The sequence below is a fragment of the Deinococcus misasensis DSM 22328 genome, assembly GCF_000745915.1.
Classification (GTDB): Bacteria; Deinococcota; Deinococci; order Deinococcales; family Deinococcaceae; genus Deinococcus_C; species Deinococcus_C misasensis.
The window spans coordinates 62,597-77,560 of sequence record NZ_JQKG01000003.1 but is presented as its reverse complement, the minus strand read 5'-3'; the positions used below and the strand labels follow the sequence as shown (position 1 = coordinate 77,560).

Here is a 14,964-nt window from a genome sequence, read left to right as displayed (position 1 = left end):
TGGCACCATCAGAGCAACCTGCGCAGCACAGCCAACCCGAGCGCTGCAAACACCCCGTTGGGCAGCCAGACCGCCAACCAGACGGGCAAAGCCCCCACTTCGGCCAGAGCAGGCGTGCGGATCCAGAGCACGTAATATCCAAAAACCATCAGGACCACCAGAATGAAGGCCCACGAGCGGTCCCGAAGCAACAGGCCCAGCGCTGAGGCAGCAAGTGCGAAACTCAGGGCGGTGAAGGGGTCTGCAAAACGCCTCCCCCATTCCATCTGGCTTTTGCGCTGTTCTGCAAGGGGCAACTCTGGGTCATGCATGCGTTTTTGCAACGGGCCAGAGGGAATGAAACTGGATTTTTCTGTGAAATTGGGCTGGGCAGCAGGGGAAGGAAAATCCATGCTGATCCGTGGTTCCCATGTGCCAGTGTTGTGGTTGACCTGTTTCACATCATAAAGAGACCATGTGCCTTTCTTGACATCCCATGTTCCACTGGGCGCAGTGAAAGTGTGGTGTTCCGTGCGCACCATGACCCCTTTCAGGACTGCCAGGTCATCCGTCTGACGGCGCACAGAACCCGCTGTATAAAGGATGCCCTTGTGGACCTGGGTGTACATTTCTTCTTGCTGCACCCGGGTGGGCAACCCGGACAAACGGTAATAGGTTTCTTCGTGTTGCAAGTTGGCCATGGGTTTCAGTTGATGCTCCACCCACAGAAGCACAGGAACCACACTTGCGCCCAGAGCCAGCATCGGCACCATGAGTTGAATGGGCCGGATGCCTGAAGACAGCATCACTTTCAGTTCACTGTCTCTGGCCAACCTGCCAAAGGTCATCAAAATGGCAAAAGGAATGGCAGCAGACAGAGCCATGGACATGAATTGGGGCGTTTTCAAAAAAAACAATTCAAAACCGGCCCAGAAGGAGACATCAAACTGCATGATCCATCCCATGTAGGAGGCCAGCATGTCTGTGGTCATCAATACCATGAAGATGCTGAAGCCAGCAAGATACAGGGGTAAGGTTTCCTTCAACACATAAGCCGTGATTTGTCGCATTTGTTTCAATTTAAAGAAACCTCAGATGAGAATTTCACTGAAGATTCCGTGTTTTACAACTCATTGTAAAATCATTCTCTTCACATCAAAATCAGTTTTGTGACACATGAATTTAAGCTTGATTCAAAACACCCAATCTGACATCTTTTTCGAGACAAACAACATTCCGAGTCTTGGAACAACGGATGCACCTCTGGAATTCAGTTTTCAATCAGGGTTTTCAACATGGTGTGCAGCAGAAACGACCTCCTCTGGTCAGAATTGCGATCCATCTTACGGAAATTTCAGCCATCTCTGAAGAATTTCTTCATTTAAAGCCCGGTCTACAGGTTCTCTTCAGACAGGTGTCCTATAAAAAGGGCAATTGACCCCAATCCCTCCATTCAAGAGGCGAAAACCATGCCACACACCCAATTGCCAACCCTTCACCTCAATCCTGTTTCACCTGAAGCTGCCCAAGGCATTCAGGAACTCGCCGATTTGACCTACTGCTTTGGGCCACTGGAAGACTTTTTCACCCCTCCTGCGCAGCAACGGCAACTCCAGCAAAAACTCGGTCTGGACCTGCCCGGTCTGTGCAGCCCGTGTGCCCACCAGTCCCCTCTGGAAAATGCAATTCTGAATCTGGCCAGCCGCCAGAGAAGCCACACGGTTCTGGTGATTCACCTCTATGAAAATCAGGGATATGTGTGTCTGCTGCCCAATGAACGTTTACAGGATGCAGAGAAAGTATTGTACGGCTCCCATCACAACCCCGAACGGTACCGCCACTGACCCTCTTACACTTCTGAATGCAAAGACTTTTGGGCCTGTTTGTGCTCGGATTTCATCTGGTACATGCGATGGTCTGCACGTTGAACCAGCCCCTCTATCGTGCGGTCTTCCAGAGGAAACACCGACACCCCCACACTGGCATTGCTGTCTGGAAATCCAGCATCACGCACATCTTGAACGGCCTGACAAATCAAACTTTCAAGGTGTTCCAGTCCAGAAATCTCGGTGATGAGGGCTGCATACTCATCTCCGGCAAGACGGTACACCTGCCCCAACCCAGACAGATGGGTTTTGAAAGCTTCACCATAAAGTTTCAACAGCAAATCGCCCCGCTCATGGCCCTGAACATCATTGACTTTTTTGAGGCCATCCACATCCATCACCAGAATTTGCACCCTGACATCCTGTTCCATCCAGAGGTGCAAATTGTCCATGAAAGCCCGCCGGTTGCCGAGCCCCGTCAGGGGATCGGTGAGGGCAGCAAGGTGCAATTGTTCCACCATCAGGCGCCTTTGCATGGCAATGCCCACCGAACGCACCGCCGATTCAAAGAGGTCTCTGTCCCGGTGGCCCCATCCCGAGAGCCAGTCCACGCGGTTGGCCACCACCACCATGCTCTGCTCGGGGTCAGGATGCAAAATCGGCACAGTGGCCACGGCCGTCACTCCACTGTCCTGATACACCGGATGGTTGGCCGGGTGTGAAAGCACATCATCCACGTAGATGGGCCGTTTCTCCAGCAGACCCTGCCAGCCAATGCCCACCCCTCGGTTCAGCTCTGGAAACACAGAGGCAGCAAAAACCCCTCTGGAACGCGCAGACCACCAGAGGGGCTGCACATGCAATTTGCTGTGCTGCTGCACCCCCACCGCCACCCAGTCCAGTTGCATGCTCTGGGCAATGCGGTAAGCCACCTGACGGGCCATTTCCAGAGGTTCCAGGTCCTCTTCCAGAGTGCGTGAGACGGCAAGCAGGGTTTCTGCATACTCCAAAGCATCTCTGGCCTCTTGCTGGGCTTCTTTGATCAAGGTGATGTCACGCACCATCAGTGTGCAATACCGTCCGGTTTCGATGTCCCAAACAGCCAGAGACACCTCCATCACAAACACCTGCCCGTTTTTTCTGAGGCCCTGCAATTCAAAGGTGTGGCCCACTGGAACATCCTCTCCAGCATGAATTTTGTCCAGCATGGCTTCATGGTGGATGTGGTCTTGCTCGGGCAGAAGAACGGTGAAAGGTGATCCCAGCACCTCATCGTTGAGATGCCCGAACACATTTCTTGCCGCCTGATTCCACCAGAGCATGTTTCCAGAGAGATCAAGGGTGATGATGCCTTCTGCGGCAGATTCGGTGACCTGTTTGAAACGCTGTTCCTGCAAACGCACCGAAGTCAGGGTTTTCTTTTGTTGCACTGCTGAATGGTGAATGATCTGTGCCAGAGGGAACACCAGAGCCACAATGAACAGCATGCTGAACACCGCCATGAACAGGGCGCCTGTGTCTGCGTTCATCCAGCCTGCTTCCAGACCCGTGTGGTACACCCAGCCCACCAGTGTGGGAATCAGCACCGCTGCTGGAACCATCAGACGGGCAAGCCAACCTCCAAGGGTGCCTTCCAGCAAAATGTTGGACATGCCAAACGCAGGTTGCAGCATCAGGTGTGCCACGGCAAAGAGCACAAATCCAAGGGCCGTGAACACCGGAAAAGACAGAAAGCTGTGCATGTCTGTTCCCACCTGAGGGTGAAGCAACTGGATTTGCAAGGACACCAGAGCCATCAGCAGCACAAACAAAATCAGGTTCTGGGTGAGCCGACGTTCACCCCGGATCAGCAGAGGCACACCCAGTGAACTGCACAACATCAACAAACCAGCCCCCGGTGACCATTGTTCCCAGCCCGGAAAAAACGCGTACCACCCCAACACTTCAGTGATAACCTTCACCGCTCCCAGAAGACCCACAGGAAGCACCATCCACTGTGCCCAGCGAAACTGTTTGGGGGTGCGAGCTCTGGAAAGGACCATCAAAGACCCACCCAGAACAGCAAGGGCCAGAGGGGGCCAGGGTTGCAGAGCAAACCATTGGGGCGAAACATGGACCGCCAAATTTTGCACCAGCAAAACCAGAACAGTCAGACCCAACAACAACCACACCAGCGTTCTGGTGGTGGACAGGGCACGGTTCAGTGGGATCACAGGGGCTTCAAGCAATGGGCCTTCTCCTCTGGGCAAAAAACAGGTTCACTTCAGTTTAGCAGTGAGATGGGGTCTTGTTCAGCAAACAAAGTGACCTGCTGTCCAGAGTGAACACCAAGCAAAAAGCCCTCTGCAAAAGCAAAGGGCTCCATGCGATCATGCTTTCCGTCTTGAAAGCATCTGACTTTAGAACAAGGGACTGGGTCTCTGGTGGGAGGTTTTGAAACAAGAGGATTCGTTTGAATCTTCTTGTTTCACGGATCAATGCAGCACGTGTTCACTCTTTGGAAGTGCGTTTGCGGTAATTCTGGTACTTGCTTTCCTTACGGGCACGCTGCACATTGCCCTGATCCATGTGGTCCAGCACAGACTGGATCTCGGCCTCTTCTCGGGCCACCATGGGGGCACTCATGGCAATGCCAATTTTGCCTCTGGCCCGTTCCAGAGCCGCTCTGGAGGAAGCATAATCTCCACGGTCCAGGTGCTCCATGGCTTCGTCTTTGTCGCGGGCCACTTCCAGTTGGGCCTGCTTCTCCAGAGTGAGGGGATGGGTGGGCAAGGCAGCGTACTGAATGGGGTCCAGAAGGGGCAGGTTGCACTGCTGGCGCAGCACCATGCGTTCGTTGCTGGTGTCGCATGCAAGGCGCACCCTGAACAGCCCTGCTTCTGCACTGTCCAGATCTTTGCGGGTGAGGGCTGGCACATGCAGACGGATGACCACATCGATGGTCTTGCCATACCCGAGGTTCGGCAATTTCAATCTGCCGGTGGAAATCCTCTGGAAGGGATTGAACACCTCTTTGATCTTGATGCCGTAACGCCCGTTGGGTTCGAGGCCCAAGCTGACTTTGCGTCCAAAGGTGTGTTTGAGGCCCAGCAGTTCCTGTTCAAAAAAGGTGGGGAGTTCTCTGGGGTCACTGACGTAGTGGTAGTTGCCGTCTCCACTTTCGGCCATGCCTTGCAGGAGGTCTTCATTGAAGTGGTCCCCCATCCCGAGTGTGCTGGTGGAGACACCACGGTCTGCAAGACCCGAGACGTTCTGCTGGATTTCGCTGGGTTGAGTGATGCCGTGGTTGGCTTCTCCATCGGAGAGCAGGATCACCCGGTTCAGGTGAGCAGGGTTCAGGAAACTTGAGACCTGCAGCCCTCCGTTCAGCCAACCCGAGTGCAGGTCGGTGCTGCCTCTGGTCTCGATGCTGTCGATGAGCCCCATGATCTGATTGCGATTGCTGGCCGTCAGCACGGTGCTTTCCACAGGAATGCTCACCTGATCGTCAAAGGCCACCACACTGACCCGGTCTCCATCTTTCATTTGTTGGACAGCCACCCGGGCGGCCTGTCTGGCATATTCGATGGGCCGTCCGGACATGCTTCCGCTGCGGTCCAGCACCAGAGCCAGATTGAGGGGAAGGCGGGTTTCCGGACCTACTGGACGCACAGGGGCATGAATGCGGATCAAAACATCCATGTCACAGGGCAGACCTTCTGGCAGGTGGCTTTTCAGGGGGACGATTTCAATGTTGGGTTTCATGGTTGCTCCTTTTTTGAGGTGTGAAAGGCCCGACCAGAGGGTTTCTGGTCTGTGGCACACGAAAAATGGGCTTACGGTTCGATTTTGAGGATCTGCTGGATGCGTTTCAGCAAGGCTTCTCTGGATTGGGGGTCTTCTGGGGCCTCGTAGCGGTCAGAGAGATGCAATTCAAGGCCGTCCTGCAACACATGACGCTGGTACTGCTCTGGCAGGGGTTCCTGAGAAAGAGCCGACATCAGAGGTGCCATGGCAGGCACAGGAGGGGGGGCCATCTGGGCTTCCCACACTTGCTCGGCCATGCTTTCAGAGAGCGCTTTTTTGCGTTCTTCTCTGGGGGCCGGACTTTGCAGTTTCAGCAAAAAGTCGGTGGCGGGGTTGTTGGCTTTTCTGGAGGGTGCAGGCGCTTGATGGGCTTGCTGATAGCGCTCAAGGTCTGAAAGCAACAGGTCCGAATCCCGGTTGACCAGAGGCTGAATCGCCAGAGATTGAAAACCACTGGACAGCAGCATCCGGACCAGCAAGACCTGCAACAGGTGGCGGTACAGGTAGCGGGCTTCCCGACCCTGTTTTTCCGGAGGGTCCAAAAGGCTCTGGGAAGTGTAATACCGCACCAGACGGGGGTTTAAGGGGTCTCTGTCTCTGGACTCTATGTCCAACCGACGGAGCAGGTCGTTGGCCAGTTGCACGAAATCGTCAAGGTTCCACTGGCCACTCTGGTGGTGCTTGAGGTTCACCATCTGCATTCAATGTATCACTGACAGATCAAACTGTCAATATCCAAAAGATGTCAGTTTAAACTGTCAGAATACAACCAGAGGATGCCTTGCCCAGATGCCCACTGTGACAGGGCACCTGAAAAAAACATGCTTTCAGAAGGGGTTCAGCAAGTCTCAGAACACATTCAGGGAGGTTCAGTGAACTTTCAGTCCAGAGCTGTAACCTGTCAATCAGAAAGGAGGGAAACATGTTGTTCCTCATCTCACTCGCAATTGGACTGATTTTCGGATTGATGTTTCTGGGCCTCGTGCTCCTGATGGACCGTTCTCTGAACAAAGATTTCAAAACAGATTTCAAGACCCTTTCCAAAAGCCGTTTCAAAACCCATGAAGACCTCAAAGACCTCCCCTCCTTTTCTTTGACCACCTCCCATTAGAAGTGAACTTTTGCATTTGTGTTTTTCAGTTGTTGAACGCCCCTGCACCCATTGAGCAGGGGTTTTTCTTTGGGTTGCATGCATCCAAACAAAAAGGGCTTGCCCTGTGAGCAAGCCCTCTGGTATTCAAAGCTTTCAGTGGAATTTGGAAGTGGCTCTTTTCAGATGCAGGTGGAGGCCCAGAATGCCCAGCAGGGTCAAGAGGGTGATCACCAGAAGCACCTGAGGCAAACGGTCATCCCCGGCATGGGCGAGCCATCTGGACACCAGAGCAGGCATCAGGGTGCCCCCCACCATGGCAGCAGCCACCACCCGGGAAGTGAGCTGTGCTGCACCCGGCAAGCTTTGCATCATCCAGTTCAGCAAGTTTGGAAAAAACAAAGCCACCCCTGCTCCACTGAGGACCAGCGTCCACGGAGAAGGGAAAAGCAACAGCAGCAGATTCAAGAGCAAACTGAAGCCCATCAAAACAAAGGGAGACAGGCGGACACTGAGGGGCACCCCCAGCAAACGCCCGAGGGTGAACACCAGAAAGAAACCGGAGGTGAACGTGGCAGCCTGTGCTGCAGAGAGTCCGGTGCTCTGGAAATGTGTGGGAAAGAAGGCACTGCTGGACTCCAGACCGGTGCCCACAGCAGTCAAAACCAGAAACATCCAGAGCAGTGTGCTGGAGGAGGCACTTCTGTGGGTTTCAGAAACCGCTGCAACAGAAGATCCTTCCTGAAGGGTGCGGGCCAGAGGGATCAGCAACCCTCCCACCACAGCCATCAAGACATAAGGGAGGTGTGGTGTTGCAGTCAGCAGTCCGGCCAGCAACGGGCTGAGCACTGCACCGATCCCGAAAGTGGCATTGCCCAGATTGACCATGGAAGGGCTGCGTTCTGCGTAACGGGTGGCAAAAAAGGTGTTTGTACGCACCGCCAGCACCCCAAAGCCAAAGCCCACCAGCAAAGCCCCGAGCAAGGCCAGCACCCACCATTTCAGAGACAACAACACCAGACCACCCACCAGCAAGCCCAGCGCAAAAGGAATGCGGTAACGGGTCAGTGGATGCACCAGAGATCCAAGGGTCAGCACCCCCAGCAAAGCCCCCGCTCCATGCACCGAAACCAGCAAGCTGACGGTGTGGAGGGGCACTTGCAGGCTCTGGGACAGGCCTTTCAGGGTGGGGCCATAGAGGGCTTGCACAGCACCCAGCAGCAAGAACAACAGCAATCCTGTGAGGGTGTGCAAAAGGGAGGGAAGCTCCGCTTTGTAAATCGATTTACTTTGCGGCGCAACAGAAGAAGATGTGGGGGTGGAGTGCTCGGTCATGTGGGGGTCCTTTATGTAAATCGATTTACATCGTACACTGGAACCACATGAAACGGGAAGACCCCAGACCCCGGGCACGGGCCAGCCTGAAAGATGTGGCCGCAGCCCTCGGCGTGTCCCCTGCGACCATCTCCAACGCTTACAACCGCCCCCATCACCTCTCTGCAGAACTCCGGGAAAAGGTCTTTGAAACCGCCAGACAGCTCGGGTATCCCGGCCCCAACCCCATTGCCCGGTCCCTGAGGCTCGGACAGGCCGGAGCCGTGGGGGTGCTTTACCCCGAGCAACTCCCTCTGGCCTTCAGCGATGAAGTGACCGCCCAATTCCTGCGCGGGGTCACCGCTGCCACCGAAGCCGCTGGACTGGGTTTGCTGCTCATTCCGGCCCCGCTGAGCACCCAACCTGAAATGTCCACCGTGCAAAAAGCCAGCGTGGACGGTCTGATCCTGTATTCCATCTCTGAAAACGATGCCCGTCTGGAAGCGGCAAAAGCAAGGCAAGTTCCGATCATTGTGGTGGATCAGCCCAGACAGGCGAACTTGCCTTTTGTGGGCATCGAAGACCAGAAGGCCGCCAGAGAAGCCGCCCAGCATGTGCGAGCACTCGGGCACCAGCATGTGGGGATTCTGGGATTCAAGCTGGCTGCCCAAACAGAAGTGGGATGGTTTTCTCCTCAGGCACCCATTGCGGGCACCTATCCCATCAGCAAAGCCCGTTTGCAGGGGTATCTGGAAGGTCTTTTTCCAGAGGGCCACATCCAACGGGACCAAATCCCCATTTACCTGTGTGGCAGCAACCATCCCACCTCGGGTCTGGAGGCCGCCCACCAGTTGCTGGACCAGCATCCTGAAACCACAGCCCTGCTGGCCATGAACGACCGACTCGCCTTTGGAGCTTTGATGGCTGCCAGAGAGCGTGGCATGCGGGTTCCAGAGGACCTTTCAGTGATCGGATTCGATGATGGAGAACAGGCCCAGCAATGGGACCTCACCACCATCCACCAGTCTTCTGAAGACAAAGGCCGATGTGCAGGCGAGGCGCTCATTCTGGCCTTGCAAGGGAAAACCCCTCCTCTGGAGCACATTCTGCCCACCCACCTGAAAGTGCGCAAAACGTCTGGGCCACCCAGAGGAAACTGAGACATTCAAAACCAAGAGGCGCAAGATTTGAAAGCCATGCTCAGGAATGGGTTTCTCAAATCAAAAACCATTTTCATTTTTCAAAACATGAAAGACGATTTTATTTGCATCGAAAACGAACAGGCGACTTCCAATGATTTCAAAGGGTGGCCTTTGGCTTTCAATTGTTGTCTCTGGACATTATGCTTGAGGGATGAACTGGATTGCTGACGTGCTGATTGCTCTGGTGATGCTGGAACACTTTTACATTCTGGTGCTGGAAATGTTCATGTGGACCGCCCCTCGTACCCGCAAGATTTTTGGAACCACCCCCGAGTTTGCCGAAGCCTCCAAAACGATGGCAGCCAATCAGGGGCTTTACAACGGTTTTCTGGCTGCAGGATTGCTCTGGGGGTTGATCTCTGGGCAGCAAGACATCAAGGTGTTTTTTGCTGCCTGCGTGCTGGTGGCCGGGGCCTACGGTGGTCTGACCGTCAGCCCAAGGATTTTCATGGTGCAGGGTTTGCCTGCTCTGCTGGCCTTGCTGGCTGTCCTATTGATCGGCTGAAACAAGTCAGCCTTTCAAAACATCTCACAGAAGAACGAGAGGTTTTCTCTGGACATGCATTTTTGAAATGGATCAACGCAGTTGGACCTTCAAGCCAGAGAAAAAGGCTGGACCTGACACCTCTTGCCCATTGCCAGAGCAGAACAGGCCCAGCATTGCTCCGGTGAACCCTCCGGCCACTTCTGGAGCGAGGTAACGGGCCACCCCTGAACCCACCTGAACTGGGCTCTGGCCTGCTTGCTGCACAGCAAAAGTGTACGTTTCAGGCTGTGCAGAAATCAGCAGGGTGATGGGTCCCTCTGGAAGCTCAAAACCAGAGCGAATGTCCAGCAGGTCTCCAATGCGTTTCCGCAAAAGGGCCATGCGTTTTCCTTGTTGCCTTGTGACCAGCAAATCGTAGTGGTGGTTGGGGTTGGCCCACACGGTGATGCCTGCCTCTTCCCTCTCCTGCTCTGGGGCAAAATCAAGGGTGACTTGCACCTCACAGGTGTAGCTTTCCTGCCTGAACGCCAGAAAAGCAGCCCCCTCCCCTGCTTCCAGAGGCAAAATGCTTCCCTTTAAACGCAAACTTCCGGGCCGTTCGGTCAGGGACCAGAAGTCTTTTGTGGGGTTGCCCATGGTGACCCACTGCAAACCCAACTCGGAGCCAGCAAAGGGGTCTTGTTCTTGCTCGGGCCAAGGGTGAGCAGGCAGGTTGGGACGGGCGTGGTTTTTGCGGAGTTGCCCCTGATGACCCACCACAGGCCAGCCTTCACTGTTCCACTGGACCGGAGCCAGGAAGGTTTCCCTTCCCAGATGACCGGTTTCCGGGTTGCCCTGCAAACGGATCCCGAGGCACACCATCCACCAGCTTCCATCTTGCGTCTCCACCAGATCGCCGTGGCCGAGGGCCTGAAACGGGCTTTGCATGCTTCGGTTGGACAGGATCGGGTTGTGGGGGCAGTTTTCCCACGGTCCCCAGGGGGTGTCGCTGCGGGCCATGGTGATCATGTGGCCCCGTTCGGTGCCCCCTTCGGCAATCATCAGGTGGTATTTGCCATTGATTTTATAAAGGTGTGGACCCTCGGGGTAGCGTCCACCTGTGCCGGACCAGATCACCCGAGGCTCGGTCAGGCACTTGCCACTCTGGAGGTCGATTTCGCTTTGCTGGATGCCCCAGTATCCGTCTTCAAGGGTGACTTCATCGGGGGAAGGCCAGCCTTTGCCCCAACTGGAGGTCAGGTAGACTTTGCCGTCATCGTCGAAAAACAGGGACGGGTCGATGCCACCCTGATCCAGCCACACCGGATCGGACCACTCACCCGAGATGTCCGTGGTGTGAACGAAGAAGTTGCCCCCTCCACTGACGTTGGTGGTGACCATGTAAAAGGTGCCGTTGTGGTGCCTCAGGGTGGGGGCAAAAATGCCGCCAGAGGCTACCCAGTTGGGGAATTTCAACTGGCTTTCTCTGGTCAGGGCGTGCCCGATGGGTTGCCAGTTCACCAGATCCCGGCTGTGAAAGATGGGGACGCCTGGAAAGTACTCGAAAGAACTGGTGACCAGATAGAAGTCTTCTCCCACCCGCACGATGCTGGGATCAGGATGGAAACCGGGGATGATGGGGTTCTGGTAGCTCATGGGGTCCTTTCAGGCTCTGGATGTGGATGCAGGCATGGGGAAGAAATGGATTTGGAGTGAATTCATCTTAAAATCGAATCGATTCGAAAGTCAAGTTTGAAGCAGGCTCAGCCTCTTCCCCAACACACCTCAGTTTCACCTCTGCGAGGCTGAATCCTTCCTTTAAATTGAAGCATCTGCTTCCAAGGAAAACCTTTCCAGAGACCATACTCAAGGCATGCGCTTGCGGGTTTTTGGGCAAAATGTGTCGGTTTTTCTGCACCCCTCGGGTTCCCACTGGGTGGCCATCGGTGCTGCACCTGAAATTCAGAAACTGGTGGACGCCTTTGACATTCAGGAACCCATTCAAGCCGATGGTTGTCCCTGTCACATCGTGCAACTGAATTTGCTAGAACACACCATCACCCTGATTGAGGGAGGCATTGTCTGGCATGACATGCATCAGGTCACTTTGCGCCTGAGCCCGCTGAAAATCGAGCACTGATTCAACAGGATTTGCACGAAAACACCAAAAACCCGCAGCACAGGGACATCTCCGTGATTCCACAGGGTTACCCTGAAGCCAGAATGGAGGTCCACTTGAAACACGCACAGGTGCAAGTCATGACCACTCGGGGTACAGAGTCCCTGCCCGTTGAACGCATTTACGCTGTGGTGGAAGGCACACGCCCCCACAGTTGCATCCTCATGCTGAAAGGCAGTCAGAACCAATCCAGCACTCTGGTCGTCGAAGAAGACTGGATGGCTGTGGAATTGCGCTGCCAGAGGGTCAGCCGACAGCAAGGTTGACTTTCTAAAGTGAAACTCAAAAAGAAAACCACTCTGGAAAAACCAGAGTGGCGAAGCAAGGCTGCATGTTTCTGAAGGTTTGAAACTTTACCTCTGGATCACATCACCCGTGTATTTGTTGACATACACTGTGAAGGCATTGTCCGTCGAGTGGCACCCTTTGCATTCGCTGGTCTGATTGAATTTCAGGACGCCATCCACCCAGATTTTCAGGTTGACTTTCCGCTGCCAGCGGGAAATCCAGTTGGGACGGTCTCCCTCATTGCTGACCCGGATTTCGTCGTTGTTGCCACCCAGATAACCGTTGATGTCAATCACCCCAGAGCTTGAACTGGAGGGACTCAGGATGGTGGTGTTGAAAGCGGTGTCTCCGGTTTTCTTGAGGGTCACCCCAGCATTCTTGTAGATGTCAGAAATCTGGATTTGCACCCGCTTGGAAGGTCTGGGGTCACAATTGACCTTGTTGTACTGCAAGAAGTTGCTGACTTTGACGGGTCGGCCTTTCCAGTCACGCAGCTTGAACCCGATGGGTTCCATGGCCTGCAAAGCAGGGTAATCTGCAGGGATCGCCTCGAAGAAGTCGGTCCACTTGCCTGCACGCAAATCTGCCACTTCCAGCTTGCCAAAAGGTCCTCTGGCAAAGACTTTGGTGGAGGCGTCCTGCACGATGCTGTTCAGGGTCATCTCGAACTGCACGTTGTTGTTGCCTTTGGAGGCTTCCAGCGTGGCCATCAGTTGCTTGGTGCGTTCGTTTTCATCAACGGTGATGATCATCAGGCGGCCATAGTTCACTTGACTGACGTACAGAGGCGCATTGCTGGGACCCATGTACCCGAAGCTCTCAAGGGTTTTGATGTCATTGAGGGTGGTGTCGCTCTTCAGGAACACGCCGATGGGATCGCTGATCACTTCGCTGGGATCGGAGTTGACCATGTCTGGAATGAAGCTGGCAATGCCCTGCACGAAGGTGATCATGTACTTCTTCTTGGTGGTCTGCCAAGTGCCCGAGAAGCCCCCTTTCAGGTCAATCGCCTGCATGATCTTGGCATTGAAACTCAGTTTGGTGGCCAGTGTGTCGATGCTGTTGGAACTGCGGATGTCCACGAACACATCACCCGACATGAAGCCCTGAGAGTTGGCAAGCGCCTGACGGATGCCGTAATGCACATCACCCGCAGAGGAAGAAGCGGTCCAGAACGGCTGGAAATATCCCTTCCCTGCCAGACGGATGGGGTTGCGTTTGTTGGGTGAAACGGGCAAAGCCACCAGACTGTTCGCCCCATCCCCGAGGTAAGCCCCTTGCACAAAAGAACCGGGGTACAGGGTGTCAAGGTTGCTGTCCACGTTCATCAGGTCTTCTGAAGGGTTCTGGAAATCGTAAGGGGTCAGGGAGCAGATCGGATCGGAATTGGGATCCTGAACCTGCGTGGAACCACTTTGATTGATGGGAGGCAACGTGCTTCCAATGGGCACCCCATACCACGGCAACACATAATTGCGGATGTCGTTTTTGGTGCCGGTCAGGTCCTGTTTGCCAATGCCACCACTGGTCGCAGCGGTGCTTCCAGAGCGCACCATGGGCAGGGGTGCAGCCACAGCAGGTGCAGGGATGGAAGCTTCAAAGATGGACACCCCCTGAGAAGCGGCTCTGGCCTCCAACTCCGAAAAGTTCTTGATGTTCACGGTGGGACGGGTGATCACCACAGGCAAAATGCGGTTGGGTTCCGCTTTGCTGTTCTGGGAAGGGCTCTGGGGGGTGGTCTGTCCGCAGGCCATCAGGGCCACAGACAGGGCGATGCCAGCAGTGATGCGCAAGGATGTTTGCATGTTTCCTCTGGAGGGTTGTGAATTTAAAGCACCTGAGCCGAACCTCCTGTGCTTCATGCCTCTCATTGTTCACATGGCCTGAGAATGTGCTGGGAATCTGGCTGAACAGGGTGAGAATCTGGAGGGAATCCGCGAGGTGGATTCATGCTGATGACATCAAAAGTACCCAAGTGTAAAACAAGTGGCCCAAGATGATACTCCATCAAAGATATTTCATCAAAAAGGCATAGGATAAATGCACAACCAGCACCGCTTAACTTCATGCGACTCTTTCTTTATTTTAAAAACCAATTATCAAACTGTGCACCAGTAAATTATTCACCTATTACAATTATAGATTATAATTATAGACCAATTACTCTTATACTAGAGTTTGATTATAAATTAAAACATTTAATCACAATTACGAATTGAAAATGTAGACATGGTAATTTAAATATCAATTGAACCATAGCATGATCCATCTTCATTGGCAATATATTCACTCCAATAACCGATTAGTGGTTTATAGTATATATCTGGATCGAGTCTTGAAAAATCTATTTTAAAGTCTTCTATGGTATAATCTCTCTCAATCAAAAGTAAATTCTCTACTAAAATTAATGTACGTATGAACTTCTCAATATTTGAATTTACTTCCCAAATTCTATCAATATCATCTTCTATATTAAAAAAGTATACCATGTCTTCATTTTTTCTTGCTGCAAAATATGTATCATTCCCCCTGTCAGCAATCACAATATAGTCACATTCATTATAGTGGATTAATTTATATTCATCAGGTTTGAGTAGATAAAAATCATAAACAGGTGTAATACCGTTCAAAGCCATAGGAATTCCAATCTCACTACAAAACACATGATTCTCTCTACTTAACAGATATGCTATCGGATTGTCCAACAAAAGCTCTCTTGATTCCATTTTTTTGAAGTCTGCATCTATCACTTCTATTCTCCTTGCAAACCTTTAGAATTCCAAGGCTTTTCTGATATTTTTTCTGATGAGGTTTCTTTTTAACTGCTCAGCACG

14 protein-coding genes are annotated in these 14,964 nt (G+C 53.3%); 6 read left to right on the top strand and 8 right to left on the bottom strand.

What is annotated here, in order from left to right; genetic code table 11:
- Nucleotides 1-8: 8 nt before the first annotated feature.
- Nucleotides 9-1,049 carry an LptF/LptG family permease gene (locus Q371_RS03520; RefSeq protein ID WP_034336195.1) on the bottom strand — a complete coding sequence of 347 codons (1,041 nt, stop codon included), beginning with the start codon at nt 1,047-1,049 and terminating at the stop codon, nt 9-11.
- 399 nt (nt 1,050-1,448) lie between these two features.
- Here Q371_RS03520 and Q371_RS03515 point away from each other — a divergent pair, with 399 nt between their 5' ends.
- Nucleotides 1,449-1,823: a hypothetical protein gene (locus tag Q371_RS03515; protein ID WP_034336192.1), complete on the top strand. Its 375-nt coding sequence runs from the start codon at nt 1,449-1,451 to the stop codon at nt 1,821-1,823.
- 5 nt (nt 1,824-1,828) lie between these two features.
- Here the strand turns inward: Q371_RS03515 and Q371_RS03510 are convergent, their stop codons facing one another.
- The 3 genes from Q371_RS03510 to Q371_RS25230 all read right to left on the bottom strand — a co-directional run bounded on the left by Q371_RS03510 (nt 1,829) and on the right by Q371_RS25230 (nt 6,286).
- The gene (locus Q371_RS03510) at nt 1,829-4,033 is read right to left on the bottom strand and encodes a diguanylate cyclase domain-containing protein (protein ID WP_034336189.1); all 2,205 of its coding nucleotides are present in this window, start codon (nt 4,031-4,033) and stop codon (nt 1,829-1,831) included.
- A gap of 262 nt (nt 4,034-4,295) precedes the next feature.
- Nucleotides 4,296-5,549, bottom strand: coding sequence for a vWA domain-containing protein (locus Q371_RS03505; protein ID WP_034336187.1), 1,254 nt, complete (start codon nt 5,547-5,549; stop codon nt 4,296-4,298).
- Between the two features lie 71 nt (nt 5,550-5,620).
- Complete coding sequence (locus Q371_RS25230; protein WP_169743783.1) at nt 5,621-6,286, bottom strand: MerR family transcriptional regulator; 666 nt, start codon at nt 6,284-6,286, stop codon at nt 5,621-5,623.
- Between the two features lie 227 nt (nt 6,287-6,513).
- Between Q371_RS25230 and Q371_RS03495 the strand changes: the two genes are divergently transcribed.
- Nucleotides 6,514-6,702 (top strand): hypothetical protein, encoded by a 189-nt coding sequence (locus Q371_RS03495; RefSeq protein WP_034336184.1) that lies wholly within the window; start codon nt 6,514-6,516, stop codon nt 6,700-6,702.
- A gap of 135 nt (nt 6,703-6,837) precedes the next feature.
- Here Q371_RS03495 and Q371_RS03490 read toward each other — a convergent pair whose 3' ends face one another.
- Nucleotides 6,838-8,016 (bottom strand): MFS transporter, encoded by a 1,179-nt coding sequence (locus Q371_RS03490; RefSeq protein ID WP_034336181.1) that lies wholly within the window; start codon nt 8,014-8,016, stop codon nt 6,838-6,840.
- 47 nt (nt 8,017-8,063) lie between these two features.
- Here Q371_RS03490 and Q371_RS03485 point away from each other — a divergent pair, with 47 nt between their 5' ends.
- Nucleotides 8,064-9,155: a LacI family DNA-binding transcriptional regulator gene (locus Q371_RS03485; RefSeq protein ID WP_034336179.1), complete on the top strand. Its 1,092-nt coding sequence runs from the start codon at nt 8,064-8,066 to the stop codon at nt 9,153-9,155.
- A 193-nt stretch (nt 9,156-9,348) separates the two neighbouring features.
- On the top strand, nt 9,349-9,702 hold the full coding sequence (locus tag Q371_RS03480) for a DUF1304 domain-containing protein (protein WP_034336176.1): 354 nt from the start codon (nt 9,349-9,351) through the stop codon (nt 9,700-9,702).
- A 72-nt stretch (nt 9,703-9,774) separates the two neighbouring features.
- Here Q371_RS03480 and Q371_RS03475 read toward each other — a convergent pair whose 3' ends face one another.
- Nucleotides 9,775-11,319 carry a glycoside hydrolase family 43 protein gene (locus tag Q371_RS03475; protein WP_034336173.1) on the bottom strand — a complete coding sequence of 515 codons (1,545 nt, stop codon included), beginning with the start codon at nt 11,317-11,319 and terminating at the stop codon, nt 9,775-9,777.
- Nucleotides 11,320-11,536: 217 nt separating this feature from the next.
- On the opposite strand from Q371_RS03475, the gene Q371_RS03470 reads away from it, so the two are divergent.
- Nucleotides 11,537-11,803 carry a hypothetical protein gene (locus Q371_RS03470; protein WP_034336169.1) on the top strand — a complete coding sequence of 89 codons (267 nt, stop codon included), beginning with the start codon at nt 11,537-11,539 and terminating at the stop codon, nt 11,801-11,803.
- Between the two features lie 95 nt (nt 11,804-11,898).
- Nucleotides 11,899-12,108, top strand: a complete 210-nt coding sequence (locus Q371_RS03465) for a hypothetical protein (protein ID WP_157442491.1) — start codon at nt 11,899-11,901, stop codon at nt 12,106-12,108.
- Between the two features lie 87 nt (nt 12,109-12,195).
- Here Q371_RS03465 and Q371_RS03460 read toward each other — a convergent pair whose 3' ends face one another.
- The gene (locus tag Q371_RS03460) at nt 12,196-13,935 is read right to left on the bottom strand and encodes a thiol-activated cytolysin family protein (protein WP_034336163.1); all 1,740 of its coding nucleotides are present in this window, start codon (nt 13,933-13,935) and stop codon (nt 12,196-12,198) included.
- Between the two features lie 432 nt (nt 13,936-14,367).
- Entirely contained in the window at nt 14,368-14,880 is a 513-nt protein-coding gene (locus Q371_RS03455) for a hypothetical protein (RefSeq protein WP_034336160.1), read from the bottom strand.
- Between the last annotated feature and the right edge of the window lie 84 nt (nt 14,881-14,964).